Source organism: Mycobacterium sp. NPDC004974, assembly GCF_053600815.1.
Map to the genome: position 1 here is coordinate 722,978 of NZ_JBSGAQ010000001.1, position 25,427 is coordinate 748,404.

Below are 25,427 nucleotides of genomic sequence, written 5' to 3' on the forward strand. Positions count from 1 at the left end.
TCGGGCGAAGACAGCGGCAGCGTCCGTCCCCAACTGCGCCAGGTCTGCGCACAACACGACCGTGTCATACCGCCGCAAGCGATTTTCCAGGCGGCGCCGGGGTAACCGTAGGGTGGCGAACATGATCCGAACCGGCCACCCGCCCCGCGTCGGGGTGGTGTTTCGTCCCGACCGCTCACCCGAGGCCCTGCCCCGCAGCGCGGCAGCTGCGCAACGGGCCGGAATCGACGAACTCTGGCTGTGGGAGGACTGTTTCCTGCAGGGCGGCATCGCGCAGGCGGCGGTTGCCTTGGCTGGTACCGAAACTCTCGCCGTCGGTATCGGTGTGCTCCCGGCGCCACTGCGCAATGTGGTGTCCACCGCGATGGAGATCGCGACCCTGGCCACGATGTTCCCCGGCCGGGTCCGGGTGGGAATCGGTCACGGCGTGCAGGCCTGGATGCGCCAGGCCGGGGCCGCCGTGCCCTCTCCGCTGACGCTGCTGCGTGAATACCACAGTGCGTTAAGGGAATTGCTGGCCGGCCGGACGGTCTCCACCGAAGGCAGGTTCGTGCGTCTTGATGGGGTGAAGCTGGACTGGGTGCCGCCCCAGCCTGTTCCGGTGCTCATCGGCGGGATCGGCGCGAAGACGCTGCGGCTCGCCGGTGAGATTGCCGACGGCGTGATCATCGACAGCGGGAACACCCCTGACTCCGTCCGCGCAGCGCTCGGACACGTGGCTGCCGGGCAGGCAGACCGGGTCGTCTCCGCACCATTTGAGTCGGTGCAGTACCTGGCGTGTGTACCCGGTGCGACCGGACGGCAGCGCCTCGACGATGTGGCCGCGGAACGCGGTTTGGCACCCGGCGGCTACGGCGTCAGCGGGACGGTCGACGAGATCGTCGCGGGACTCGCCGGCTATCCAGCTCAGACGCTGGTGCTCCAGCCGTTGGGGCCGGAAGTGGATTTCGACGGATTCGCCGAAACGGCGGGTGCGGTGTCCGCTTCGCTGCGCGCGGGCTGACCCGCGAAACAGGCGCGTTCCCGCGCACCCGGCCGCGCTTAGCCTCGGTGGATGGGGCTGGGGGTGACCGTCGTGTGCGCCTGGCTGCTGGCACTCAGCGGCTACGACATCGCCGAACGCAGGCTGCCGAATTGGCTGACGCTTCCGGGCGCGGTGCTGGTCTTGGTGGCGGCGGCGGTGGCCGGGCGCGGTCTCGCAGCGCTAGTCGGGGCCTTGGCGTTGACGGCCGCGTACCTGGTGGTGCATCTGCTCTCCCCGCGGGCCCTGGGTGGCGGCGACGTCAAACTGGCCATTGGTTTGGGCGCGATGACCGGGGCGTTCGGTGCGGACGTCTGGCTGTTGGCGGCGCTGGCGGCACCGGTGTGCACCGCGGTGTTGGCGTTGGGTGCAGCCCTACGCGGGATTCGGACGGTGCCGCACGGCCCCTCGATGTGTGCGGCGAGTGCCGCCGCGGTGGCTTTGGTTCTGGTGTAGCCGAATAGTGGTCGCGATTTTGGTGCGAAGGACCCGCGGAATCCGCGTTTACGCTCATCACCGGTAGCGATTCGTCCCGGGGGAGTCCGCATGTCACAACCGAATTGGCCGCAGGCCGCGCAGCAGTATCCGCCGCCGCCCGCGCAGCAGTATCCGCCGCCGCCCGCGGTTCCGGTTTTCCGGGTGGAGACGACTCGGCACACCGGCTTGCTGGTCTTGTGGTTCAACCAGACCCGTGTGGTGACCGGGACCGCCGAACAGTGCGAGGCCGCTTTGACCAGCGCCCAGCGGCACAACCTCATCCTGGGCTGGTGGAGCTTCCTGTCGATCCTGTTCATGAACTGGCTCTCGCTGCTGAGCAACGCGGGTGCGCGGGCCAAACTGCGCGAGGAAGTCGAGCAGGCGCGGGCCTACGCGCAGTGGTGGTATCAGTACGGTCAGCATCAGCAGGCGCCGCAGCAGCCTCAACAGCGCTAGCGTTCGTCACGATTGACCACGGATTTCGGGAGGCAAACCCCGACGTGGGAGAATGACACCCGTGTTGCGTTGGACCACAGCTGGTGAATCCCATGGCCGCGCCCTGGTGGCCATGCTCGAAGGGATGGTTGCCGGCGTGCCCATCACCTCCGACGAGATCGGGGTGCAGCTCAGACGTCGTCGTCTCGGCTACGGCCGGGGCGCCCGGATGAAGTTCGAACAGGACCAGGTCACCATGCTGGCCGGGGTGCGGCACGGCACCACCCTGGGCGGGCCGATCGCCATCGAGATCGGCAACACCGAATGGCCCAAGTGGGAGACCGTGATGTCTCCGGACCCGGTGGACCCGGCCGAACTCGATGTCGCCCGTAACGCCCCGCTGACTCGCCCCCGCCCGGGGCACGCGGACTACGCCGGCATGCTCAAGTACGGCTTCGACGATGCCCGCCCGGTGCTGGAACGTGCCAGCGCACGCGAGACGGCTGCACGGGTGGCGGCAGGCACCGTGGCCCGCGCCTTCCTGCGTGCTGCGCTCGGTGTGGAGGTCGTCTCGCACGTCATCTCCATCGGCGCGTCCAAGCCCTACGACGGTCCGCCGCCGCAGTTCTCCGACCTGGAGGCGATCGACGACAGCCCGGTGCGCGCCTTCGACAAGGACGCCGAGGCAGCGATGATCGCCGAGATCGAGGACGCCAAGAAGGACGGTGACACCCTCGGCGGTGTCGTCGAGGTCGTCGTCGCAGGTCTGCCGATCGGGTTGGGCTCGTTCACCAGTGGCGACAACCGCCTCGACAGCCAGCTCGCCGCCGCAGTCATGGGTATCCAGGCGATCAAGGGTGTCGAGATCGGCGACGGCTTCGAGACCGCGCGCCGTCGCGGCAGCGTCGCCCACGACGAGATGTACCCCGGCCCCGACGGAGTCCTGCGCTCGACCAACCGGGCCGGCGGCCTGGAAGGCGGCATGACCAACGGCCAGGCGCTGCGGGTCCGGGCCGCGATGAAGCCGATCTCGACCGTCCCGCGGGCGTTGGCCACCGTCGACATGGCAACCGGTGAGGAAGCCGTCGCCATCCACCAGCGCTCCGACGTGTGCGCGGTGCCGGCCGCCGGTGTGGTGGTGGAGACCATGGTCGCACTGGTGGTGGCCCGCGCCGTGCTGGAGAAGTTCGGTGGGGACTCGCTGGCGGAGACCCGGGCCAACATCGACGCCTACCTGCGGGCCGTCGCCGAGCGCGAGCCGGCGGGGCAGGCCCTGGGCTGATGGCCCCCAAGGCGGTACTGATCGGCCTGCCGGGTTCGGGCAAGTCGACCATCGGCCGCCGGCTGGCCAAAGCGCTGAACCTCACGATGCTCGACACCGACGCCGCGATCGAGGAGACCACCGGCCGCACGATCGCCGACATCTTCGCCACCGACGGCGAGGCGGAGTTCCGCCGGATCGAGGAAGAGGTCATCCGTTCGGCGCTGGCCACCCACGACGGCGTGCTGTCCCTGGGCGGCGGCGCGGTCACCACCCCTGGAGTGCGGGCCGCACTGGCCGGGCACACCGTCGTCTATCTGGAGATCAGTGCGGCCGAGGGGGTCCGCCGCACGGGCGGTTCCACGGTCCGGCCACTGCTGGCCGGGCCCGACCGGGCGGAGAAATTCCGTGCCCTGATGTCCGAACGGGTGCCGCTCTACCGTCGGGTCGCAACGATGCGGATCAACACCAACCGGCGCAATCCCGGTGCGGTGGTGCGCACGATCGTCACGCGACTGGAAAGCCCCCCGCCCCAGAAGCAGGCTCAGCAGCCGCGGGCGATCAAGCGGCGCCGGCGTCGCCCGCCGTGGCGGCGCGGTTCGGCCCCCGCACAGTCTTCCGGTTCGGAAGCCGAGGGCGGCAACACCGTCCCGGCCACCTCTGATGCCGAACCTACAGCCATACCCACCCCCGCGGCCCTGGCCGCTCGCAACGCGGAGCGTAATGATGACTGACCCGGTAATCGTCGAGGTACTGGTGGACCGGCCGTACCCGGTCATCATCGGAACCGGCCTGCTCGGCGAACTGGGCAATACGCTCGAGGGCCGGCACAAGGTGGCGATTCTGCATCAGCCGGTGCTGACGCAGACCGCCGAGGCTGTCCGGCAACACTTGGCCGACAAGGGAATTGAAGCCCACCGGGTCGAGATTCCGGATGCCGAGGCGGGCAAGGAGCTGCCCGTCGTCGGCTTCATATGGGAAGTGTTGGGGCGCATAGGTATTGGCCGGAAGGATGCTGTCGTCAGCCTGGGCGGGGGAGCGGCCACCGACGTAGCGGGCTTTGCCGCCGCCACCTGGCTGCGCGGCGTCGACATCGTGCACGTGCCAACCACCCTGTTGGGCATGGTGGACGCGGCGGTGGGTGGCAAGACCGGGATCAACACCGACGCCGGCAAGAACCTCGTCGGCGCCTTCCATCAGCCGGCTGCGGTGCTGGTGGACCTCGCTACCCTGGAAACGTTGCCGCGCAACGAGATTGTCGCCGGGATGGCGGAGATCGTGAAAGCCGGCTTCATCGCCGACCCGGTCATCCTCGACCTGATCGAGGCCGACCCGGAAGCAGCACTTGATCCCACCGGGACGGTCCTGCCCGAGCTCATCCGCCGCGCAATTGCGGTCAAGGCTGAGGTGGTTGCTGCTGACGAACGAGAGTCGCAGTTGCGTGAGATCCTCAACTACGGCCACACCCTTGCGCACGCCATCGAGCGTCGTGAACGCTACAAGTGGCGCCACGGCGCCGCGGTGTCGGTGGGCCTGGTGTTCGCGGCCGAACTGGGCCGGCTCGCGGGACGTCTCGACGACGAGACCGCCGACCGGCACCGCACAGTGCTGACCGCGCTCGGGCTGCCGGTCACCTACGACAGCGACGCGCTGCCCCAACTCATGGATTACATGGCAGGCGACAAGAAGAACCGTTCGGGAGTGTTGCGGTTCGTCGTGCTCGACGGGCTGGCGAAGCCGGGTCGTCTGGAAGGCCCGGATCCATCGCTGTTGGCGGCCGCATACGCAGAAGTGGCGCGGGCCTGACTGCCCGCGCCACTCGCGCCTGAATCTTCTGCCCTCCCGGGCAGGGGCCCGTTACTGCTTGGGTTGCTCGGGGTGGTCGACCGGGGTGGTCTGCTCGGTGTCTGCGTTCTCGGTGGCTCCATTGGCGGTCACGGCGGCGAACACATCGGTGTCGGCACGCTCGTCGGCCGCCAGGCCGTGGTGGCGTTGGCGGGGCATCGGCGGGGCGTGGCGGTCCACCAGCCAACGGCCGATGGTCACACCGGCGACCGCGAGCAGGAACACCAGCAGGGCGGTGAACGCCGCGAACGTGGTGACCTCGTTGAGCAGCGCATCGGTGTAGAGGCTCTTGTAGAACATCCCGATGAGCCACGCCACGGCGCCGCTGACGATGCCGGCGAACAGGCCGGCGATCAGCCAGGTCATCGCCATGTCGGCACGACGGTCCGGGTCCGGATTGGCACGTGCGTCATTCTGGCCGTCGAGTAGACCCCAGATCAGCACTCCGATACCGAACAACGTGACCAGCCCCAGGCTGAACCAGGTGGCATTACCCGGCGAGGCGTTGATCAGTGCTCCCTGCAGTAAGCGCACTATGACCATCGCTGTTGCGAACACCACTCCGCGCAGTAACCACTTGCTCATGGGGGCACACTGTAGCGAGTAGCGTCACAGACCGTGACTATTTCCCAGCGCAGGGATCGGCTGCGGCGTCGGATGACCGACTTGAGCCTGGACGCGATGCTGGTGACAGACCTGGTCAACGTGCGGTATCTGTCCGGATTCACCGGTTCGAACGCGGCGCTTCTGGTCCTCGCCGAGGATGCCACCCCGGTGCTGGCCACCGATGGGCGCTACCGCACCCAGGCCGCGCAGCAGTCCCCGGACGCCGAGGTGGTCATCGAGCGGGCCTGCGGGTCGCATCTGGCCGGCCGCGCGGCGCGTTGCGGGGCGCTGCGGCTGGGTTTCGAAAGCCACGTGGTGACCGTGGATTCCTTCGCCGCCCTGAAGAAGGCTGCCGGCGACACGGTCGAGTGGGTGCGCGCGGCGGGCACCGTGGAGGCCCTGCGCGAGATCAAGGACGCCGGGGAGATCGCGATGCTGCGGTTGGCCTGTGAGGCCGCCGACGCGGCGCTCACAGATCTGCTGGAGCTCGGTGGCCTGCGGCCGGGCCGCACCGAACGTCAGGTGCGGAACGAGCTGGAAGCCCTGATGCTCGATCACGGCGCCGACGGGCCGTCCTTCGAGACGATCGTGGCGACGGGCGCGAACTCGGCCATCCCGCACCACCGGCCCACGGATGCGGTGCTGGCGGCGGGGGACTTCGTGAAGATCGATTTCGGGGCCCTGGTGGAGGGCTACCACTCCGACATGACACGCACGTTCGTGCTGGGCCCGGCGGCACAGTGGCAGCGCGACATCTATGACCTGGTGGCCACCGCTCAGCAGGCCGGCTGCGAAGCGCTGGCCCCCGGGGTTTCGCTGAGCACGGTGGATGCCGCATCACGCCAGGTCATCGCCGATGCCGGCTACGGCGACAACTTCGGCCACGGCCTCGGACACGGAGTGGGGCTGCAGATCCACGAAGCGCCGGGAATCAATGCCGCTGCCGCCGGTACACTGCTTGCTGGCTCTGCGGTCACCGTTGAGCCAGGTGTCTACTTGCCCGATCGCGGCGGTGTCCGGATCGAGGACACCCTGGTCGTCGGAGAGGCGGCACCCGACCTGCTTACCCGGTTCCCCAAGGAACTGGCCATTTTGTGACAAAAGCTTAGGAGCTACACCCTCATGGCATCGACTGCCGACTTCAAGAACGGGCTCGTCCTGCAAATCGATGGACAGCTGTGGCAGATCGTCGAATTCCAGCACGTCAAGCCGGGCAAAGGGCCGGCCTTCGTGCGGACGAAGCTGAAGAACGTGGTGTCCGGCAAGGTCGTCGACAAGACCTACAACGCCGGTGTGAAGGTGGAGACCGCCACCGTGGACCGCCGTGACGCCACCTACCTGTACCGCGACGGCAACGACTTCGTCTTCATGGATTCCGAGGACTTCAATCAGCATCCGTTGTCCGAGGCGCTCGTCGGCCGCTTGGCCGACTTCCTGCTCGAGAGCCTGCCGGTGCAGATCGCCTTCCACGAGTCCGCGCCGCTGTACCTGGAACTTCCGGTGTCCGTCGAGCTCGAGGTTTCCCACACCGAGCCCGGCCTGCAGGGTGACCGCTCCAGCGCCGGCACCAAGCCCGCCACCATGGAGACCGGCGCCGAGATCCAGGTGCCGCTGTTCATCAACACCGGTGACAAGCTCAAGGTCGACACCCGCGACGGTAGCTACCTCGGCCGCGTGAATGGCTGACCATGCCTGACCGCCGTGGTGACCGGGGCCGTCACCAGGCCCGCAAGCGCGCCGTCGATCTGTTGTTCGAGGCTGAGGCGCGCGGTCTGACGCCGGAGGCGGTGGCCGATGGTCGTGCCGCGCTGGCCGAGGATCAGGCCGACGTCACGCCGCTCAACCCCTACACGGTGTCGGTGGCGCGCGGCGTCACCGAGCACTCCGCCCACATCGACGATCTCATCTCGGCGCACCTGCAGGGGTGGACGCTGGAGCGGCTGCCTGCCGTGGACCGGGCCATCCTCCGCGTGGCCGTCTGGGAACTGCTGCACGCCGAGGACGTCCCCGAACCCGTCGCTGTGGACGAGGCCGTCGAGCTCGCCAAAGAGCTGTCCACCGATGAGTCGCCCGGATTCGTCAACGGGGTGCTGGGCCAGGTGATGCTGGTGACCCCGCAGATCCGGGCTGCCGCCGCGGCCGTGCAGGGCGCGATCCAGGACCGCCCCGAACAGTAGGGACTGTCCCGGACATCGGGATCATCGATGCCGTTCGGTGCCACGATGTTGTTACGTGTGTTTTCACCCGTACCGACATCCGGAGGCCTTGATGGGACACGAGCCGAGAAGCATTGCGGACGTCGGCGAGGACGGCCTGCACCTGCACGCCTGCCCGCTGTGTGAGGCCATGTGCGGCTTGGAGATCCAGGTCTCCGGCGGCAAGGTGGCGAGCGTTCGGCCGAACAAGTCCGACCAGTGGAGTGCGGGGCACATCTGCCCGAAAGGCGCCTCGCTGGCAGCGCTGCACGACGATCCCGACCGGATCCGGCGGCCGATGATCAAGGTCGACGGCGAGTGGCACGAGGTCGACTGGGACACCGCGTTCCGTCGCTGCACCGAACTGCTAGCTCCCGTCATCGAGAAGCACGGTATCGGCGCGGTCGCGGCGTACACCGGAAATCCGCTGGCGCATTCGTTCTCGCTGTCCCGCTACTCGGCCATCCTGCTCGGCCTGTCCGGTATGCCGATCACCTACTCGCCGGGCACCATCGACCAGTGGCCGAAGAACCTGTCGTCGCACCTGATGTACGGCAGCTGGTGGGCCTTCCCGACACCGGACATCCAGCGCACCGACCTGCTGGTGGTGATGGGTGCCAACCCGGCGGCCTCGCAGGGATCGCTCTTGGCCGCCCCCGACGTGATGGGCATCATCGCCGGTATCCGTAAGCGCGGCAAGGTGATCGTCATCGACCCGGTGCGGACCCAGACCGCCGCCAAGGCCGACGAATGGCTGCCGATCACGCCGGGCACCGACGCGGCGCTGCTGCTCGGGATCGTCCACACCGTGTTCGACGAAGGGCTGGTCAATCTCGGCGAGCTGGAACAGCACCTCGACGGGGTGCCCGAGCTGCAGCAGGCTGTGGCCGATTGGTCACCCGAAAGGGTCGCTGCCGCAACGGGTATCGATGCGGAGCGCATTCGCGGCCTGGCTCGCGAGCTGGCCGGTACGCCGCGCGCGGTGGTCTACGGTCGGATCGGCACCTGCAATCAGGAGTTCGGCAGCCTGGCCAGTTGGCTGGTGGATGTGGTCAACATCGTCACCGGGCATTTCGACACCCCCGGCGGCGCGATGTTCGCCCGGCCGACGGCATGGACGATTACGAGCCAGCCGATCCCTGGGCTGGAGGACGGGGCGCCGAACTTCGGCCGTTACCGCACCCGGGTCCGCGGAGCCAAAGAGGTGCTCGGTCAGGTCCCGGTGTCATGCATGCTCGAAGAGATCACCACCCCCGGCGAAGGGCAGCTCAAAGCCCTGATCACCGTCGCGGGCAATCCGGTGCTCTCCACTCCCGGTGGCGACAAACTCGACGAGGCGCTGCCGCAGCTGGACGCGATGATCTCGGTGGACCTGTGGCTCAACGAGACGACCCGGCACGCCGATGTCATCCTGCCCGGCGCCTCGGCGCCTCGGCGCTCGAGCAGCCGCACTCCGCAGACCTGCTGCTGGGTGCGGCGATCAACAGCTTCGCCCGGTACTCGCCGCCGGTGTTCCATCGCGAGGATCCCGACGCACCGGAGGAATGGGAGATCCTGATCCGGCTGACCGGGCTGTGCACCGGAACCCCGGCCGAGGATGTCGACATCGCCGCGCTCGACGACGGTTGGTTCGACTACCTGTGCTTCACCCAGGGGCTCGACGGGGCCGAGATCCGTAAGCATTACGACCACGGCGGTCCCGAGCGGATGCTCGATCTGACACTGCGGACCGCCGCGTTCGGCGACCGGTACGGCGAGAATCCCGACGGTCTGACCCTGGACAAGCTCAAGGCCCAGCCGGACGGAATCAACTATGGGCCGATGGTGCCCCGGGTTCCAGAGGTGCTCGGCACCGCCGACCAGAAGATCCGGCTGGCCCCGCAGTATCTGCTCGACGACCTGCCGCGGCTGGCCGATCGTCTCGATCGCGCCCCCGACCAACTGGTACTGGTGAGCCGGCGGCATCTGCGGTCCAACAACTCCTGGCTCCACAACGTCGGCCCGTTGATGAAGGGACGCGACCGATGCACCCTGCTGATGCACAGCCAGGATGCGGCATCGCGGGGCATCGCCGATGGCGACAGCGCGGAAGTGGCCTCGGGCGCCGGGAAGATCGTGGTGCCGGTCGAGGTGACCGACGCGATCAAGCTCGGCGTGGTGTCGATGCCGCACGGCTGGGGCCATGGTCAGCCCGGCACGCGGCTCGGCGTCGCGAACGCGTCACCCGGGGTGAACACCAACATCTTGTCGTTGCCCGACTTCATCGATGAGCCGTCCGGAAACGGTGCGCTCAACGGCATCCCGGTCACGGTCAGCCGGACGACGATCTAGCGTTCACCACTCACGGAACATATCGAGTGCGCCCTGATGGGAGTCAATCACGTTGTATGACAGCGTGATTGCGATGAGCGCAGTAGGTCGCGGGTTGGTCCCGTCAACCACTTGGTTCCGGGGGAACGAGTAGTTCTTCTGGGTGGAAGTGGTGGTTGAGGGTGTCTTGACCGGTGTTCATCAGGGGTGGTGGGTGCCAGTGGGTGCGGCCGGTGTTTGGGTCGATGGTGGTGGTCCAGCCGAGGCCGGCCAGGCGGTTGTCGGGTCCGCAGCTCAGTGCGAGGTCGGGGGCGTTGGTCTGTCCGCCGTGTTGCCAGTCGGTTTTGGCGTGGTGGACCTGGCAGTGGTCGGCTGGTGCGGTGCAGCCGGGGCGGGTGCAGCCGCGGTCCCGGTTGTAGAGCAGCAGTCGTTGGGCTTTGGTGGCCAATCGTTGGGTGCGGGCCAGGTACAGGGGTTCTGCGGTGTGGTGGGTGTAGACGGTGAGGTAGTGAAAGCTGTGGGATGCCAAGCGAATGAGGTCTTTCATCGGCATCCGGATGCCTGAGCCGGTGACGGCGATTCCGGCGCCGGCTTCGAGTTCGGCGAGTGTGGTGGAGACGACCACGGTGACCGGAAGGCCGCCGTGTTGGCCGAGTCGTTTGGACATCAGCAGTTCCCGCAATGCGACTTTGAGCGCGTCGTGATTGCGCTGGGCCTGGGTGCGGGTGTCACGGCGGGCCGCCGCGTCCTGGTCCTGTTGGTCGTGAGCGATGCCTTGCTCGTGAGAGGCGTCGGGAGCCTCGTGAGCAGGACTGTATTGATCGTCCACGTCGGTCTCGGGCACGTCAGGCACTGCTGCGGTGTCGGGGGTGTCGACTGGGTTGGGTGTGGGGTTGTGGATCGGTTCGGGATCGGCGGGGTTGTTGATGCCCGGTGCACCCCACACGCCGGTGACGGTGGTCAGGTATGCCGCGGTCTCGGGGTCCAGCCAGCCCTGGACGTGTACCAGTCCGTCGGCGTCTTGTGTGCCGATCCGCAGCCCACGCAGGTGTGCTGCGACATCGGGTGAGTCGCCGTCTTGGTTGAGCAGATACAGCAGTTTGTCGGCGGCGGCTTTCAGTGTTTCGGGGGTGTCCCGGGTCGCCGCGGCCACCAGGTCGGATTCGATCTGGGCGAGTTCGGCGGTGCTGACGTAGTGGGCCGCTTTGCCCAGGGTGTCACCGATGATGGTGATGTGTTCGGTGTTGATCGTGCCGGCCAGCAGTGCTGTGGCGCAGGCGGGCAGTCGCGGTGCCAGTACCTCACCGCCGATGGCATAGCGCGGGCCCAGTTCGGCGGCGGCGGCCACGCGGCGTGCGGCTTGCTTGCCGCTGATCCGCATCCGGGTGGCCAGCACGTCCTTCCAGGACTTGCCGCCGATCTCGTGCGGGGCGGCCGCAGCCATCAGGGCGGCTTGGATCCGGTGATCGATCATCGCCTCGGTGCGGGCCTGCCGTTCCCGTTCGGACTGGAGCGCCAGCAACTCCGCGGTGGCGAACCCGGTGAAATCAGCATCGGCCAGCGCCGCGGTGGCGGCGCGGCGGCCGGCCTGGGCGGCCTGCACCACACCCCGGTCCTGCGCCAACCCGACTACCATGATTCGAACACTAGTTCGACATCCTGACAAGGATCCGCCAATTGGGACTCACGTGGTCAAAGTGGCCAAAGTTTTTCGGGCCCGCCTCGGGCTGACTCAATCGGATCTTGGCGACGTTTCGATCATCGCGATTTGTAAATTCTTGTCCGGGCCGAGGTGGCGCAATGCGAGCCGCAACGGCGGTTTCGCCAGGTACGGCTCGTCGGTCGGCGGCGCAATCAGTTAACCTGGGCAAACGGCAGATTCGCCGCACTGCGACACGCATGAATCGCCCCTTACCTTGAGTGCGTGTCGTCCCAGCCCGAAGCCCATCCTGTATCGCTGCCGAGTCGCCGTGCGCGTGCCGATCAGGCGCGCCAGGTGGCCGATGTACTGCGCCACCAGATCTACGAAGGCACGTATGACGGGGCCCTGCCGGCCGAGGCGGAGCTGGCCGCCGAGTTCTTCGTCTCCCGCAACACCATCCGTGAGGCTCTCGCCGTCCTCAAGACCGAAGGCTTGATCGACCGCGGCACCAAGGTGGGCACGCACGTAGCGGCCCGCAAGTACGACCACGGCCTCGACGCATTGGTGGGACTCAAGGAGACCTTCAAGGACTACGGCGACGTCCGCAATGAAGTCCGTGCCGTGCAGCGCCTCTCGGCCCCGCCCGCGGTGGTGCGCAAGCTCGCGCTGGAACCCGGCGCCCAGGTGGTGTTCATCGAGCGTCTGCGCTACCTCGCCGACCTACCGCTGTCGTTGGATCTGACCTACCTGACTCCCGAGATCGGCGAGCAGGTGATCGGTCATCCGCTGGAGAGCAATGACATCTTCGCGCTCATCGAACGCGTCAGTGGTCGCCGACTGGGTGGGGCAAGCCTTGCCCTGGAAGCGGTTTCGGCTGACCCGCATTCCGCCGCGACGCTGCAGGTACCGGCCGGATCGGCGCTGCTGATGGCCGAACGGCTCACGAGTCTGGACGACGGCACGCCCGTCGACTTGGAGTACATCAGGATGCGTGGTGACCGAATCACCATGCGCGGCAACCTCGTTAGGAGAGACGCATGACACTGGTCAATCAGCGCGCCGATGTCCCGGTGACCATCGACGAGTCACTGTGCATCGAGGGCTGCACATTGTGCGTCGACGTGTGTCCACTGGATTCGCTGGCCATCAATCCCGAGAACGGCAAGGCCTTCATGCACGTCGACGAGTGCTGGTACTGCGGCCCATGCGCGGCCCGCTGTCCCACCGGCGCCGTCACCGTCAACATGCCCTATCTCATCCGCTAGAGGACCCGATGTGAAAACAGCCCTGATCGCCCTCACCGCCGGTCTCACGCTCGCGACCGCCGGCTGCTCCCTGGACTCGGCGACGAAATCGGCCGACACCGTCGACGTCGTCGTCGGCTACCAGTCCAAGACCATCAACACCGTCACCGCCGGAACGTTGTTGCGCGCCCAGGGGTACCTGGAACGCCGTCTCGCTGACATCACGACCCGCACCGGCACCAAGTACAACGTGACGTGGCAGGACTACGACACCGGCGCGCCGATCACCGCGCAGATGGTGGCCGAGAAGATCGACATCGGCTCGATGGGCGACTATCCGATGCTCATCAACGGGTCCAAGACACAGCCCAACGAACGCGCCAAGACCGAGATCGTGTCGGTCACCGGGTACAACCCCAAGGGTGCGCTGAACATGGTTGTGGTGGCACCGGATTCGCCGGCCAAGTCGTTGACCGACCTGGCCGGCAAGAAGGTCTCGGCCAGCGTCGGATCGGCAGGCCACGGCATGCTGGTGCAGGCCCTCGGTAAGGGCGGGATCGACGCCAAGACCGGTGTGGAGGTGCTCAACCAGCAGCCTCAGGTCGGCGCGTCGTCGCTGGAATCCGGTCAGGTCCAGGCGCTTTCGCAATTCGTCGCCTGGCCGGGTCTATTGGTCCACCAGGGCAAGGCCAAGCTGCTCTACGACGGTGCCGAACTGAACTACCCGACCCTGCACGGTGTGGTGGTTCGCCGGGCGTATGCGGCTGAGCACCCTGAGGTGCTCGACGCGTTCCTGCAGGCGCAACTCGATGCCACCGACTTCCTCAACACGAAGCCGTTGGAGGCGGCCCGCCTGGTGGCCGAGGGCAGCGGGCTGCCGCAGGAGGTTGTGTACCTGTACAACGGGCCAGGCGGCACCTCGTTCGACACCACCCTCAAGCCGTCGCTGGTCGAGGCGCTCAAAGGCGATGTGCCCTACCTGAAGTCGATCGACAATTTCGCCGACCTCGATGTGACCGGTTTCGTGCAGGACGGACCCCTGCGGGCGGCGTACTCCGCGCGCGGTCAGGACTATGACAAGGCATTGAACTCGAACGCCAACCCGTCGGCGTTGGGCGGCACCGACCCGGTGTGCCACACCGCCGTCGACAATCCCGCCACGGCCGGCGAGCTCTGGCTCGACGGATCGGACACCACCACGGCGGCCGCGACGCCGGTCTGCCTGCTCAAGGCGATCCGGCAGGCGGAAGGCGAGGGCAAGAAGGTCCGCGCCGCCTATGTCTCCGACGCCGAGTTGGGCACCCGGTGGTTCGCCGACAAGTCCGTGTGGGTGCGGCTGCCCGCACCGGGCGCCGAGGGCTTCCTGCCGTTCGGAACCCAGGCCGGTGCCGAACGCTATACCGCTGCGCATCCCGGCGCTGCGATCGTCGACTACCGCCAAGCGCTGGCAGGTGCGGTGTGACCACCACCGATACCCCGCCCGTCACGGTCGGCGACCCTCCCGTCGACCCGGCGGAAACGCATCACCGCCGCACGCCTTCGGTCTGGCCGCATCGTCTGGTGCGGCTGGCCTCGGTGGTCGGCGCGGTCGTCCTCTGGCAGCTGCTGACCGCCAACAACGTGCGGGTGGGGCTGCGGTTCGACACTCTGCCGACCGTCACCGAAATCACCGCGGCCCTGTTGAACCGGCTGGGCACGCCGGAGTACTGGCTGGACCTCGGCCAGTCGCTGATCCGGATTCTCACCGGGTTCGGGATCGCCGCGGTGGTCGGTGTGATCACCGGAATCCTGCTGGGGCGCACCGCGTGGTTCGCCGACATCTTCGGTCCACTCACCGAGTTGGCCCGGCCGATACCGGCGATCGCCATCGTGCCGGTGGCGATCCTGCTGTTCCCCAGCGATGAGGCGGGAATCGTGTTCATCACGTTCCTGGCCGCCTACTTCCCGATCATGGTCAGCGTCCGGCATGCGGTGCGTGCGCTTCCGACCATCTGGGAGGACTCGGTGCGCACCCTCGGTGGCGGTCGTCTCGACGTGCTGCGCCAGGTGGTGCTGCCGGGCATCCTGCCCGGACTGTTCGGCGGGCTCTCGGTCGGCATGGGGGTTGCCTGGATCTGCGTGATCTCGGCCGAGATGATCTCTGGCCGCCTCGGTGTGGGTTACCGCACCTGGCAGGCGTACACGGTGCTGAACTATCCCGACGTGTTCGTCGGCATCATCACGATCGGCGTGCTCGGTTTCGTGACCGCCGCGGCGGTCGAGTTCATCGGCCGGCGGGCGACGCGCTGGTTGCCGCGCGGTGAGGAGGTGACGCGATGAGCCCCACCGACACCGCTACCCGGGCCGCCACCGGAATGCGATTGGAACTCGATCGAATCCGGTTGTCCTACACCGGCACTCCGGTGATCGACGATCTGAGCCTCACCGTCGAGCCCGGTGAGATCCTGGTGCTCACCGGTCCGTCGGGGTGCGGGAAGTCCACGGTGTTGCGCGCGTTGACCGGGCTGCTGCGGCCCGACGCCGGCCGGGTGCTGGCCGACGGCGATCCAGTCACCACGACGTCACGGGACCGCGGCATGGTGTTCCAGGACAGTGCGCTGCTGCCATGGCGCACGGTGCGGTCCAACATCGAGCTGGCCCTGCAGCTGCGGGGTGAACCCAAGGCGGGTCGCCGCGAACGTGCCGACCGCTGGATCGCCGAGGTCGGCCTGTCCGGATTCGCCGAGTTCCTGCCGAAGAACCTGTCCGGCGGTATGCGGCAGCGGGTTCAACTCGCGCGCGGGCTGGCCGGTGCGCCCCGTGCGGTCATGATGGACGAACCGTTCGCCGCGCTGGACACCCAGACCCGGGCGGCTATGCAGCGGTTGCTGATCGACACCTGGCAGGCCCATCCGACCACGATCGTGTTCGTCACCCACGACGTCGACGAGGCGCTCACGCTCGGTGACCGCGTTGCGGTGCTCGGCCGTGCCGGACAGCCGCTGCGCACCCTCATCGAGGTGGCCCAGCCCCGAACCGACCATCCCGAACGATCCGCGCTGCGCGCCGAGATCATTGCCGCCCTGGAGCAACCGTGACCGAATTGACCCAGATTCCCGATATGTCAGACGCGATTCGCATCGACTGCGACGTGCTGGTGATAGGCGGTGGCACCGCGGGCACCATGGCGGCGTTGACCGCCGCCGAGAACGGCGCCCAGGTGCTGCTGCTGGAGAAGGCCCACGTGCGGCACTCCGGAGCGCTGGCCATGGGCATGGACGGCGTCAACAACGCCGTCATCCCCGGCAAGGCCGAGCCCGAGGACTACGTCGCCGAGATCACCCGGGCCAACGACGGAATCGTCAACCAGCGCACCGTCTATCAGACCGCGACCCGTGGGTTCGCGATGGTGCAGCGGCTCGAACGGTACGGGGTCAAGTTCGAGAAGGACGAGCATGGTGAGTACGCCGTGCGGCGTGTGCACCGTTCGGGCTCCTATGTGCTGCCGATGCCCGAGGGCAAGGACGTCAAGAAGGCGCTGTACCGGGTGCTGCGCCAACGCTCGATGCGCGAGAAGATCCGGATCGAGAACCGGCTCATGCCGGTTCGCGTGCTCACGCATGAGGGACGAGCGGTGGGTGCGGCCGCATTCAACACCCGCACAGGAGAATTCGTCACCGTCGCCGCCAAGGCGGTGATCCTGTCCACCGGCGCGTGTGGCCGCCTCGGGCTTCCGGCGTCGGGATATCTTTACGGCACCTACGAGAACCCCACCAACGCCGGCGACGGATACGCCATGGCCTACCACGCCGGCGCCGAACTGTCGGGAATCGAGTGCTTCCAGGTCAATCCGCTGATCAAGGACTACAACGGGCCGGCGTGCGCCTATGTGGCCAACCCATTCGGTGGCTATCAGGTCAATGCGCTGGGGGAGCGGTTCGTCGACTCCGACTACTGGTCCGGGCAGATGATGGCCGAGGTCAAGGAGGAGATCGAATCGGCCCGCGGGCCGATCTACCTCAAGGTCAGCCATCTGCCCGATGAAACACTGACCACGCTGGAGAACATCCTGCACACCACGGAGCGACCCACCCGCGGAACGTTCCATGCCAATCGCGGACACGACTACCGCACCCACGACATCGAGATGCACATCTCCGAGATCGGGTTGTGCTCAGGGCATTCCGCATCCGGAGTGTGGGTGGACGAACATGCCCGCACGACGGTGCCCGGCCTGTACGCGGCCGGAGATCTGGCGTGCGTTCCGCACAACTACATGATCGGCGCCTTCGTATACGGCGATCTCGCCGGCGAGCATGCCGCCTCGACACTGTCGGATGTGGCTGCGCCGGTGGAGCTTCCGGCCGATCAGGTGGCCCAGGCCCATGAGCTCATCTATCGTCCGCTGCGGCACCCGGACGGCCCGCCGCAGCCGCAGGTCGAGTTCAAGCTGCGACGGTTCGTCAACGACTATGTGGCACCACCGAAGACCGCCACCAAGTTGTCGATCGCGGTGCAGACCTTCGAGCGCATGACCACCGAGGTCGAGGGCATCGGGGCACGTACCCCGCACGAGTTGATGCGCGCCGCGGAGGTGTCCTTCATCCGGGACTGCGCGGAGATGGCGGCCCGGTCCTCGCTCACGCGCACCGAGTCACGCTGGGGTCTGTACCACGAGCGGGCCGATTTGCCGCAGCGCGACGATGCGCAGTGGCGCTACCACCTCAACCTCTACAAGGACGCCGACGGCGCCATGCAGTTCGTGAAGCGGCCGGTGGCACCGTATTTCGTCGCCGTGCCGGAGTTGGACCACCTGACTTCCCACGATCCGGTGACCACCGTCGAACAGCCCCACCTGCACGGCGGCCGGGCGCCCGCAGCCGAACGCTCCCGGGTGCGCCCGGCCGGATCCGCGCAACCGCCGTCACCACGTATCGCCGCGGTCCTGGCGTTGGAGGAGCCCTCTCTGGAGGATCTGAGTGCCTACCTGGCAGATTCCGACCCCGGCGTGCGCAGAACCGCGGTCGCCACTCTCGTCGAGCATCTGCCCGACGGGTACCAGCCCGTGCTGGTTGCCGCACTGGCTGATGGCGACGCCGAGGTGCGACGGGAAACCGCGGATGCGGTACGTGAACTCGTCGAGGTCCTGCCCGACCCGGGCGCTTTCGCCGACCGGCTGGAGTCCGCGGACCCGGTGGTCCGTGCGGTCACGGTCTACCTGTTGAGTTCCCGGCGGGTCGGCGACGCCCAGGCGTACCGCCTCGCGTCGACCGATTCCGATCACCGGGTGCGGATCGAGGCGGTGCGGGCGCTGGTGTCGGTCGACGACCACACCGGGGTGGCGGCAGCCACCACCGACGAGAACCGGGAGGTCCGGATCGCCGCGGTAGGCGGACTGGCGACCCTGCGTGCCGGCGCCGATGCGGTGCGCGTGGCGCTCGACGACACCGATCCGCTGGTGCGGGCGGCGGCCCTGGCGTCACTCGGCGCGGTCGGCTGCACCGGGGACGACGTGGTCAGCGTCGAGAAGGCGTTCACGGAGTCGGCCTGGCAGATCCGTCAGGGCGCGGCACGGGCGTTGGCCGGGGCCCTACCGGAAGTGGCGGTTCCCACCCTGTCGCGGGCGCTGGACGACCAGCATCTCGATGTCCGCAAGGCCGCTGTGCTGAGCCTGAGCCGGTGGGCGGGTTCGGAGTCGACGGCCCGTCAGGCACTCACCGTGGCCTTGGACGACAGTGATGCCGACGTGCGCGCCTACGCGCGTCAGGCGTTGGCGCGCACAGGCCCGCACGTTCCGGGCTAGAACTCTCCGCAGTTGGGAGCGGTGGGCACCCCGTTGAACCGGTCGGTGAGCCAGTCCATGGTTGGTTCGCCGTCGACGTACGGTTGCAACAAGCTGGTGGTGGCCATCTTGTTCAAGAACGGTGCCATTTCGTTGGTCCGGAACGTGACGTCGCCACCCTTCGCGCACCAGTCGTTCGCAGTGTCGACGGCCGACGCATAGGGCGCGAGGGAATCCCAGCGGTTGTGGGTGACCAGGACCGGGCCGGTGGGCTTGAGGCTGCCGATGCGTTGAGCCGCCAGCAGACTCCGGATCGGATCGTTGCCGACCAGGTCGTTCAGGTCGGTGTTGAACCACGGCTGCACGTGCCGGAAGGCGTAGTCGACACTGCCCTGGACCAGGCAGGTGTGGCCGCTCCAGTCCAGCATCTGCAGACCCCGCGGTGTCAGTGAGTTACGCAGTGGTTCTTCGGTTTGGGGGTAGGACGCGATGATGCCACGCAACATGTATCCGGTGAGCACTGCCAGGAAGTTGCCGTCGATAGCCGGAAGCGCTGCCGCGATATCAGTGACGGCCCCGGCGGCGTAGGTGCCCACAACCCGGAGTTCAGGCGCGTAGCTGCCGGCCAGTTCGGCGGCCGACATCGAGGCCTGTCCACCGGATGCCCAGCCCCAGAACGCCACCGGCCCATTAGGATTCAGCGACGTGTCGGGGAGTTTCATTGCCGCGCGGGCGGCGTCGAGCATCGCGGTACCGGCCGCGACTCTGTTGAGGAACTGCGGTGACTCCGAACCATGAACACCCATGCCGACGCCATCGGTGACCACGACGGCGAAGCCACGGGCCAGCAGGGTGGCGATGAACCCCTCTTCGTAGTTGAACATCAGGTCGAACCCCTGAGAGAAGTGGATGCCCTGGTTGAACAGTCGCGACGGCGCACACTGTTCACCTGTCCCATACGGCCCGGTCGCGTACGCGAGCAGCGGACGCGGGCCCTTGCCCGTCCATGGGGCGTCGGGTTCGATGTAGGTTCCGGTCACGGCGACCGGCTTTCCCTGAGCGTCAGTGCTGCGGTACATGATTCGCGTACCACCTCCCACGAACGCGCCGAGTTGACCCGAGGGTTCGAGCACCAAACGTGACGGTTCGCTACGGATGAGATCGCCTGGTCGGCTATCGGGCAGAGGCGTCGGCGGTGTGTAGAATTCTTCGTAGTGCTGGTCGTCGGCCCGGGCAACGGGGTTCATCAGCGTGGCCGGCCAAGCGGTCCACGCCAACGCCGCGATCACCAGAGCGGTTGCGAGTCGGGTTCTGGTGCGGCAGTGGGGGATTAGTGGCATGGGACGTCCTAGGTCGAAGTAAATGGGTGTGCGCAAGTGCTGGCGCCGCGCACCCGCGGCGTCAGTGAGTCAGTCAGTTGTGCGGTGAAGTGGAAGCGTCAGGTTCTGGACGCAGCAGCACGCGGTGCGCTGTGCCGGGCCCCTGTCTTGTCATCGATCCGGCGGTGCAGCTTTCGGGTGGCGGCCCGGTAGGCGGCCGGCCTGATCGGCAACAGCCACTGCCGAAGCTGGGTCCACCGTCCGACGTTCACGCCGGCCTCATCAAGGATTTCGTCGATCTGGCGCACAGAGAACGGGATGATGTTGGTTCCGCGAGCGTGCTTGCCGTCGGTCCGTTCGATCATCCACTTCAGCCGGCGCTCGGCGAATGCGCGCTGCTGCTCGACCGGCGGCAGCTCGGCGTACCCGGCCAGATAGTTGACCACCCAGATCGCGGCGGCTTCGGCGCTGATCGGGCTCAACAACGACGACCCGTAGCCGACGAAGAACAGCCGGGGTACATCGACGGGCAGAATCTGGCGGTACAGCTGGAAATTGCCGTCCGCGTCGGTGATACGCGACTGTAGGTCCTCGGCCAGGAACGGTGTCCGCTGCTGGTAGCCGGTCGCACAAACCACGGCGTCGACGCGACGGGTGGTGCCGTCGGAGAACTCGACCGTCGGGGCGCCATCCTTGTCGTAGAGCCCGATGATCGACACGCCGCGACGAATGTCGATGACGCCGTCGCGAATCTTCTCGTAGAAGCCCTCGGTGGCCAGACTGACCGCATGCCGCACGATCCGTTCGAACGGACCCTCCGGCACCAGGCCGAGCCGGTCGAACATCAACTGGCGCCGAGCGACCCGTCCCACCATGCCGAGCATGGCATTGCGGGCGAACCGACCGGGGCCGGTGATCATGCGGGCGATGCCGCGCTGGTCGAGGTGGTCGAACAGTCCCTCAGAGAGTCGGGTCAGCAACACGTACTTGTAGTTGATCACCCCACCGACCTTGCGGGGCATCTTCCAGGTGACCTCGCGGGCCGCGACGGTGGTGGACCGCGCCACGTCGCTGAGTGCCTCGGCGATATCGCATGACGACTTGCCGTAACCGATGACGACGATGTCCTTGTCGGCGGCGTCCTGCAGGTCGTTGAATTCCGAAGCGGCGCAGATGCGCCCGCCCGCCCGAGTGAAATCCTCGATGCCCGGGTAATCCGGAATGAACGGGTCGCAGAAGATTCCGGTGGCCACGATCAGCTGATCGAATTCGGTCTGCTCGACCGTCCCGGTGATGAGGTCACGGGTGGTCAAGGTCCAGCACCCTGCTACCTCGTCGAGTTCGGCCGAGACCACCTCGGTGTTCAACCGGACCAGGCGCTCCAGGTTGAAGTGGCGGGCGTACGCGGCGAGGTACTGCTGCACCTGCGCGCCGGTCGGCCACTCCGGATACGCCTTCGGCATCGGGAAGTCCGAAAAGGCATAGGTGTCCTTGCCGTTCTGCGTGGTCACTCCCGGGTACAGGCGGGTGTGGCTCCACACGCCGCCGACGTCGGGAACTTTGTCGAAAATAGTTACGTCGAAACCGAATTCCGTCAGCAGTTTGGCGGAGCACAGGCCGGCGACGCCAGCGCCGATGATGGCGATCTTCATCTGGGTGGTCCTTCGATCGTGTTCTAGACGGGGCTGAGTTCTTAAGTGGCGGTGTGGGATTGGCTGCGTTCGCGCTGGAGGTCGATGGCGATGTCGATGATCATGTCTTCCTGGCCACCCACGTAACGTCGTTCGCCGACGCGGTAGAGGATTTCGTGAGCGGGTACTCCGTAGCGTTGCGCGGCCCGTTCGGCATGCAGCAGGAAGCTGGAATAGACCCCGGCGAAGCCCTGCACGATAGACGACCGGTCCATCACCGGGAGCCGGGAAATATAGGGTTTGACAACATCTTCGGCGGCCGCCAGGAGCTGGTCTTTGTCGACTCCGGTGGCGATGCCCAGCCGATGGAACACGGTGGCCAGGACCTCGGTGGGCGAATTGCCTGCCCCGGCGCCGAGCGCTACCAGCGAACCGTCGATCTGGCGTGCGCCGGCGCGATAGGCGAGAACCGAGTTGGCAACGCCGAGGCTGAGATTCTGGTGGCCGTGGTAGCCGACCTCGGCGTCGTTGCCCAACTCCGCGACCAGGGCCGAGACTCGGTCGGTGACGTCGTCGAGGATAAGCGCTCCGGCCGAGTCCACCACATACACGCATTGGCATCCGGCGTCGGCCATGATCCGGGCCTGGCGGGCCAGATCCTCCGGGCTCGACATGTGCGAGAGCATCAGGAATCCGACGGTCTCCATACCCAGCTCACGAGCAGCTCCGAAGTGCTGAATGGCGATGTCGGCCTCGGTGCAATGGGTGGCGATCCGCACCGCGCCGGCCCCCAGATCATGGGCGACCTTGAGGTCCCTGACGGTGCCTAGGCCGGGCAGCAACAGCACCGCGATCTTGGCCTGGCGGGCCTGGGCCACCGCTGCCGAGATGAGTTCGGTTTCGTCGACCAGCGAAAAGCCGTAGTTGAAGGTCGATCCGCCGAGTCCGTCGCCATGGGTGACTTCGATCATCGACACCCCGGCCGCATCGAGGGCGGCCACGGTGTCACGGACCTGGGCGATGGTGAAGCGGTGCGCCATCGCGTGGCTGCCGTCGCGCAGCGTGGTGTCGACGAGGCGTACATCGCGTGCCCCGGTGTCCCAATTGTTCATCGTGCTACCACCTGATCTTGTGCGGCCAGCAGTGACGCGGCGATCCGTTCGCCGGCCTCGGCGGCGGCTGCCGTCATGATGTCGAGGTTGCCCGCGTAGGGCGGCAGGTAATCCCCCGCTCCATGTACTTCCAGAAGCGTTGTCACACGCGCCTTTCCGTTCCAGTCCGGGCGGGGGTCGTCGAACTGCGGGTCGGCCTTGAGCGCGTAACCGGGTACGTAGGCGGAGACCGTGCGGACCATGTCGTGGATCGATTCGGCGATCCGGTCGCGATCGGTATCGGGATCGATGGCGCAGAAAACGGTGTCGCGCATGATCATCGGCGGATCGACCGGGTTGATGATGATGATCGCTCGGCCACGGGCCGACCCTCCGACATCCTCGATGGCCTTGGCGGTGGTTTCGGTGAATTCGTCGATGTTGGCTCGGGTTCCCGGGCCGGCCGACCGCGAAGAGATCGACGCGACGATCTCGGCGTAACTCACCGGGGTTACCCGGTTCACCGCGTGCACGATGGGGATGGTGGCCTGGCCGCCGCAGGTGATCATGTTGACGTTGGGCGCCGTGGTGTTGATGTCGAGATTCACCGCTGGGCAGACGAACGGCCCGATCGCGGCGGGGGTGAGGTCGACGGCGCGGATCCCCGCCTCGGCGTACCGGGGGGCGTTGGCGGTGTGCGCCTTCGCCGAGGTGGCCTCGAACACGATGTCGGGCAGATCATCCTGGGCGAGCAACCAGTCGACGCCACCGGCCGAAGTGGTGACCCCGCGGGCCGCGGCGCGCGCCAGCCCGTCCGATGCGGCGTCGACGCCGACCATGTAACGCACGGTTATCCGGTCACTGTTCGCCAGTTTGGCCAGCAGATCGGTGCCGATGTTGCCCGGCCCGACGATGGCGGCAGAAATTGTGGACATTGTCTCTCCTCTGGGTGTCGGAGTGCTCACTCGGCGGCGAAATGGGCTGTGACGCTGCCGAGTGCGGCGAATTCGACGTGGAAGCTGTCACCCGCCCGAACCGGCAGTGCCGCGGTCATGGAGCCGGGGATGACCGTCTCGCCCTCTTCGATCGCGACGCCGCGGGCGCCGAGGACGTTGGCCAGCCAGGCCAGCGCGTTGAGCGGAGAACCCAACACCGCAGCACCGGCGCCGGTGGCGACCAGTTCACCGTTGCGGTGCACCAGCACGCCCATCAGGCGCAGGTCCAGCTCGTCGAGCCGCCGTGCCGTGCCGCCGAGTACCACGCCACCCGAGGACGCGTTGTCGGCGATCGTGTCGATCAGGCGGATATCCCAGTCCCGGATTCGGGAATCGATGATCTCCACTGCGGGCAACACGACGTCGACCGCACGCGCCGCGTCGGCCACCGTCACACCCGGTCCGGCCAGGCGGCGGCCCATCACGAAGGCGATCTCCGGTTCCACCCGGGGCTGCAGGAATCGGTCGACGGGGATCGGAGTGCCTTCGGGCAGGAACATCGATGCGGTGAGCCGCCCGTAGTCGGGGCAGTCGACGCCGAGCTGGGACTGCATGGCCTTGGATGTCAGACCGACCTTGTGGCCACGGACGGGGTCCCCGGCCTGCATCCAAGCCGAAACCTGGTGCTGTTGAATCGCATACGCATCGTCGATGGTGAGGTCGGGTTTCTCGGCGGTGATCCGGCCGATCGGCGTTCCGTCGGTGTAGGCGGCCAACAGCTGGTCGGCCAGCTCGGTGTGCGCTGTCATGCGCTCGTGGCTTCGCGGAGGAACTGCGCCACCAGCTGCTGGAACCGTTGCGCGTGCTCGATCTGGGTCCAGTGCCCGCACCGACCGAACACATGCAGCTGGGCATTGGGGATCTGTTCGAACATGTGCTGGGATGCCCGCACGGGAACCACCCGGTCCTCGCGGCCGTGCAGGATCAAGACCTCGTGTTCGATGCGGGCCAGTGCCTCATCCGGCACGATCTGCGCATCCAACCAGCGCTGCCGCGGCGGCGGGAAGACCTTCTCGAAAACCTCTTGCGCGCCGGGGCGAATGGTGGCCCGATACCGCAGCTCGGCGAGTTCGTCGGTCACCAGCGACCGGTCGAAGGCCATGATGTCCATGACCTTCTTCATGTTGGCGACTGACGGGGTATAGCCCCACAGCTGGTTGAGCTCGTCGCTGAGCGGCATCGCCACCCCGCCGGGGCCCATCAGGGCGATCCGGTCGAGCCGGTCGGGGTGCCTGGTCGCCAAATGCAGCGCCAGCCCACCGCCGAAGGAGTTACCCACGATGTGGGCCTTCTCGATGCCCAAACCGTCCAACAGCGCCAGGATCTGGTCGATCCAGGTGTCAAAGATGGTGAACTGCAGGGAATCCGGAACCTCGGTGTATCCGAATCCCACCAGATCCGGTGCGATCACCCGGAAGTCCTGCGAGAGCACCGGGATGAGGCCGCGCCAGTTGGCCCATGCGGACACCCCGGCGCCGGATCCGTGCAGCAGCAGCACGGGCGCGCCGTCGCCCACATCGTGGTAGTTGGTGTCGTAGCCGCAGGTGTTCTGGGTGCGGCCGATCTCGGGATTGTCTGTCGACATGGTGGTCTC

Annotated in this window: 22 protein-coding genes and 2 pseudogenes; 16 read left to right on the forward strand and 8 right to left on the reverse strand. The window is 67.2% G+C overall.

What is annotated here, in order from left to right:
• Positions 1 to 121 precede the first annotated feature (121 nt).
• From ACWEFV_RS03540 to aroB, 6 genes and pseudogenes are all read left to right on the forward strand, one after another.
• Complete coding sequence (locus ACWEFV_RS03540; RefSeq protein WP_450069069.1) at positions 122 to 1,003, forward strand: LLM class flavin-dependent oxidoreductase; 882 nt, start codon at positions 122 to 124, stop codon at positions 1,001 to 1,003.
• Positions 1,004 to 1,054: 51 nt separating this feature from the next.
• The gene (locus tag ACWEFV_RS03545) at positions 1,055 to 1,477 is read left to right on the forward strand and encodes a prepilin peptidase (protein ID WP_450069070.1); all 423 of its coding nucleotides are present in this window, start codon (positions 1,055 to 1,057) and stop codon (positions 1,475 to 1,477) included.
• Between the two features lie 90 nt (positions 1,478 to 1,567).
• Positions 1,568 to 1,954 carry a hypothetical protein gene (locus ACWEFV_RS03550; protein ID WP_450069071.1) on the forward strand — a complete coding sequence of 129 codons (387 nt, stop codon included), beginning with the start codon at positions 1,568 to 1,570 and terminating at the stop codon, positions 1,952 to 1,954.
• A 61-nt stretch (positions 1,955 to 2,015) separates the two neighbouring features.
• Complete coding sequence (gene aroC, locus ACWEFV_RS03555) at positions 2,016 to 3,215, forward strand: chorismate synthase (RefSeq protein ID WP_135460005.1); 1,200 nt, start codon at positions 2,016 to 2,018, stop codon at positions 3,213 to 3,215.
• Positions 3,215 to 3,739: pseudogene (locus ACWEFV_RS03560) on the forward strand (shikimate kinase); the annotation flags it as partial. The gene aroC and the pseudogene ACWEFV_RS03560, both read left to right, overlap by 1 nt.
• Positions 3,740 to 3,920: 181 nt before the next feature.
• Entirely contained in the window at positions 3,921 to 5,000 is a 1,080-nt protein-coding gene (aroB, locus tag ACWEFV_RS03565; protein WP_450069072.1) for a 3-dehydroquinate synthase, read from the forward strand.
• Between the two features lie 51 nt (positions 5,001 to 5,051).
• Here the strand turns inward: aroB and ACWEFV_RS03570 are convergent, their stop codons facing one another.
• The gene (locus tag ACWEFV_RS03570) at positions 5,052 to 5,624 is read right to left on the reverse strand and encodes a B-4DMT family transporter (protein WP_450069073.1); all 573 of its coding nucleotides are present in this window, start codon (positions 5,622 to 5,624) and stop codon (positions 5,052 to 5,054) included.
• Positions 5,625 to 5,657: 33 nt separating this feature from the next.
• On the opposite strand from ACWEFV_RS03570, the gene ACWEFV_RS03575 reads away from it, so the two are divergent.
• From ACWEFV_RS03575 to ACWEFV_RS03590, 4 genes and pseudogenes are all read left to right on the forward strand, one after another.
• Positions 5,658 to 6,743 (forward strand): M24 family metallopeptidase, encoded by a 1,086-nt coding sequence (locus tag ACWEFV_RS03575; RefSeq protein ID WP_450069074.1) that lies wholly within the window; start codon positions 5,658 to 5,660, stop codon positions 6,741 to 6,743.
• A gap of 24 nt (positions 6,744 to 6,767) precedes the next feature.
• A complete protein-coding gene (gene efp / locus ACWEFV_RS03580; RefSeq protein ID WP_044518154.1) occupies positions 6,768 to 7,331 on the forward strand; it encodes an elongation factor P in 564 nt (187 codons plus the stop codon).
• A gap of 2 nt (positions 7,332 to 7,333) precedes the next feature.
• Positions 7,334 to 7,822: a transcription antitermination factor NusB gene (gene nusB / locus ACWEFV_RS03585; protein WP_135454116.1), complete on the forward strand. Its 489-nt coding sequence runs from the start codon at positions 7,334 to 7,336 to the stop codon at positions 7,820 to 7,822.
• A gap of 169 nt (positions 7,823 to 7,991) precedes the next feature.
• A pseudogene (locus ACWEFV_RS03590) lies at positions 7,992 to 10,171 on the forward strand (molybdopterin-dependent oxidoreductase).
• 103 nt (positions 10,172 to 10,274) lie between these two features.
• On the opposite strand, the gene ACWEFV_RS03595 reads toward ACWEFV_RS03590, so the two are convergent.
• Entirely contained in the window at positions 10,275 to 11,786 is a 1,512-nt protein-coding gene (locus tag ACWEFV_RS03595) for a DUF222 domain-containing protein (protein ID WP_450069075.1), read from the reverse strand.
• Positions 11,787 to 12,074: 288 nt separating this feature from the next.
• Here ACWEFV_RS03595 and ACWEFV_RS03600 point away from each other — a divergent pair, with 288 nt between their 5' ends.
• From ACWEFV_RS03600 to ACWEFV_RS03625, 6 genes are read left to right on the forward strand one after another with little or no spacing between them, the layout of a single operon-like run.
• On the forward strand, positions 12,075 to 12,833 hold the full coding sequence (locus tag ACWEFV_RS03600) for a GntR family transcriptional regulator (protein ID WP_450069076.1): 759 nt from the start codon (positions 12,075 to 12,077) through the stop codon (positions 12,831 to 12,833).
• On the forward strand, positions 12,830 to 13,057 hold the full coding sequence (locus tag ACWEFV_RS03605) for a 4Fe-4S dicluster domain-containing protein (protein WP_003880761.1): 228 nt from the start codon (positions 12,830 to 12,832) through the stop codon (positions 13,055 to 13,057). The genes ACWEFV_RS03600 and ACWEFV_RS03605 overlap by 4 nt, the downstream gene beginning before the upstream one ends.
• 10 nt (positions 13,058 to 13,067) lie before the next feature.
• Positions 13,068 to 14,498 (forward strand): ABC transporter substrate-binding protein, encoded by a 1,431-nt coding sequence (locus ACWEFV_RS03610; protein ID WP_450069077.1) that lies wholly within the window; start codon positions 13,068 to 13,070, stop codon positions 14,496 to 14,498.
• Entirely contained in the window at positions 14,495 to 15,355 is an 861-nt protein-coding gene (locus ACWEFV_RS03615) for an ABC transporter permease (protein ID WP_450069078.1), read from the forward strand. Before ACWEFV_RS03610 ends, ACWEFV_RS03615 begins: the two co-directional genes overlap by 4 nt.
• Positions 15,352 to 16,113 (forward strand): ABC transporter ATP-binding protein, encoded by a 762-nt coding sequence (locus ACWEFV_RS03620; RefSeq protein ID WP_450069079.1) that lies wholly within the window; start codon positions 15,352 to 15,354, stop codon positions 16,111 to 16,113. Before ACWEFV_RS03615 ends, ACWEFV_RS03620 begins: the two co-directional genes overlap by 4 nt.
• Before the next feature lie 5 nt (positions 16,114 to 16,118).
• Complete coding sequence (locus ACWEFV_RS03625; RefSeq protein WP_450069264.1) at positions 16,119 to 18,818, forward strand: fumarate reductase/succinate dehydrogenase flavoprotein subunit; 2,700 nt, start codon at positions 16,119 to 16,121, stop codon at positions 18,816 to 18,818.
• Here ACWEFV_RS03625 and ACWEFV_RS03630 read toward each other — a convergent pair.
• The 6 genes from ACWEFV_RS03630 to ACWEFV_RS03655 form a co-directional block, all read right to left on the reverse strand.
• The gene (locus ACWEFV_RS03630) at positions 18,815 to 20,137 is read right to left on the reverse strand and encodes a lipase family protein (protein WP_450069080.1); all 1,323 of its coding nucleotides are present in this window, start codon (positions 20,135 to 20,137) and stop codon (positions 18,815 to 18,817) included. The genes ACWEFV_RS03625 and ACWEFV_RS03630 overlap by 4 nt on opposite strands.
• Before the next feature lie 98 nt (positions 20,138 to 20,235).
• Entirely contained in the window at positions 20,236 to 21,768 is a 1,533-nt protein-coding gene (locus ACWEFV_RS03635; protein WP_450069081.1) for a flavin-containing monooxygenase, read from the reverse strand.
• Positions 21,769 to 21,809: 41 nt separating this feature from the next.
• A complete protein-coding gene (dmpG, locus tag ACWEFV_RS03640) occupies positions 21,810 to 22,859 on the reverse strand; it encodes a 4-hydroxy-2-oxovalerate aldolase (RefSeq protein ID WP_450069082.1) in 1,050 nt (349 codons plus the stop codon).
• Positions 22,856 to 23,773: an acetaldehyde dehydrogenase (acetylating) gene (locus ACWEFV_RS03645; protein ID WP_450069083.1), complete on the reverse strand. Its 918-nt coding sequence runs from the start codon at positions 23,771 to 23,773 to the stop codon at positions 22,856 to 22,858. The genes dmpG and ACWEFV_RS03645 overlap by 4 nt, the downstream gene beginning before the upstream one ends.
• A gap of 26 nt (positions 23,774 to 23,799) precedes the next feature.
• Entirely contained in the window at positions 23,800 to 24,582 is a 783-nt protein-coding gene (locus tag ACWEFV_RS03650) for a 2-keto-4-pentenoate hydratase (protein WP_450069084.1), read from the reverse strand.
• A complete protein-coding gene (locus ACWEFV_RS03655; protein ID WP_450069085.1) occupies positions 24,579 to 25,418 on the reverse strand; it encodes an alpha/beta fold hydrolase in 840 nt (279 codons plus the stop codon). The genes ACWEFV_RS03650 and ACWEFV_RS03655 overlap by 4 nt, the downstream gene beginning before the upstream one ends.
• Between the last annotated feature and the right edge of the window lie 9 nt (positions 25,419 to 25,427).

What these genes read in the sequence shown, in the direction of transcription:
- ACWEFV_RS03540 (WP_450069069.1), top strand. Translation starts at nt 122, where the DNA reads ATGATCCGAACCGGCCACCCGCCCCGCGTCGGGGTGGTGTTTCGTCCC.
- ACWEFV_RS03545 (WP_450069070.1), top strand. Translation starts at nt 1,055, where the DNA reads ATGGGGCTGGGGGTGACCGTCGTGTGCGCCTGGCTGCTGGCACTCAGC.
- ACWEFV_RS03550 (WP_450069071.1), top strand. Translation starts at nt 1,568, where the DNA reads ATGTCACAACCGAATTGGCCGCAGGCCGCGCAGCAGTATCCGCCGCCG.
- aroB (WP_450069072.1), top strand. Translation starts at nt 3,921, where the DNA reads ATGACTGACCCGGTAATCGTCGAGGTACTGGTGGACCGGCCGTACCCG.
- ACWEFV_RS03570 (WP_450069073.1), bottom strand. Translation starts at nt 5,624, where the DNA reads ATGAGCAAGTGGTTACTGCGCGGAGTGGTGTTCGCAACAGCGATGGTC.
- efp (WP_044518154.1), top strand. Translation starts at nt 6,768, where the DNA reads ATGGCATCGACTGCCGACTTCAAGAACGGGCTCGTCCTGCAAATCGAT.
- nusB (WP_135454116.1), top strand. Translation starts at nt 7,334, where the DNA reads ATGCCTGACCGCCGTGGTGACCGGGGCCGTCACCAGGCCCGCAAGCGC.
- ACWEFV_RS03595 (WP_450069075.1), bottom strand. Translation starts at nt 11,786, where the DNA reads ATGGTAGTCGGGTTGGCGCAGGACCGGGGTGTGGTGCAGGCCGCCCAG.
- ACWEFV_RS03605 (WP_003880761.1), top strand. Translation starts at nt 12,830, where the DNA reads ATGACACTGGTCAATCAGCGCGCCGATGTCCCGGTGACCATCGACGAG.
- ACWEFV_RS03620 (WP_450069079.1), top strand. Translation starts at nt 15,352, where the DNA reads ATGAGCCCCACCGACACCGCTACCCGGGCCGCCACCGGAATGCGATTG.
- ACWEFV_RS03630 (WP_450069080.1), bottom strand. Translation starts at nt 20,137, where the DNA reads ATGCCACTAATCCCCCACTGCCGCACCAGAACCCGACTCGCAACCGCT.
- ACWEFV_RS03635 (WP_450069081.1), bottom strand. Translation starts at nt 21,768, where the DNA reads ATGAAGATCGCCATCATCGGCGCTGGCGTCGCCGGCCTGTGCTCCGCC.
- dmpG (WP_450069082.1), bottom strand. Translation starts at nt 22,859, where the DNA reads ATGAACAATTGGGACACCGGGGCACGCGATGTACGCCTCGTCGACACC.
- ACWEFV_RS03645 (WP_450069083.1), bottom strand. Translation starts at nt 23,773, where the DNA reads ATGTCCACAATTTCTGCCGCCATCGTCGGGCCGGGCAACATCGGCACC.
- ACWEFV_RS03650 (WP_450069084.1), bottom strand. Translation starts at nt 24,582, where the DNA reads ATGACAGCGCACACCGAGCTGGCCGACCAGCTGTTGGCCGCCTACACC.
- ACWEFV_RS03655 (WP_450069085.1), bottom strand. Translation starts at nt 25,418, where the DNA reads ATGTCGACAGACAATCCCGAGATCGGCCGCACCCAGAACACCTGCGGC.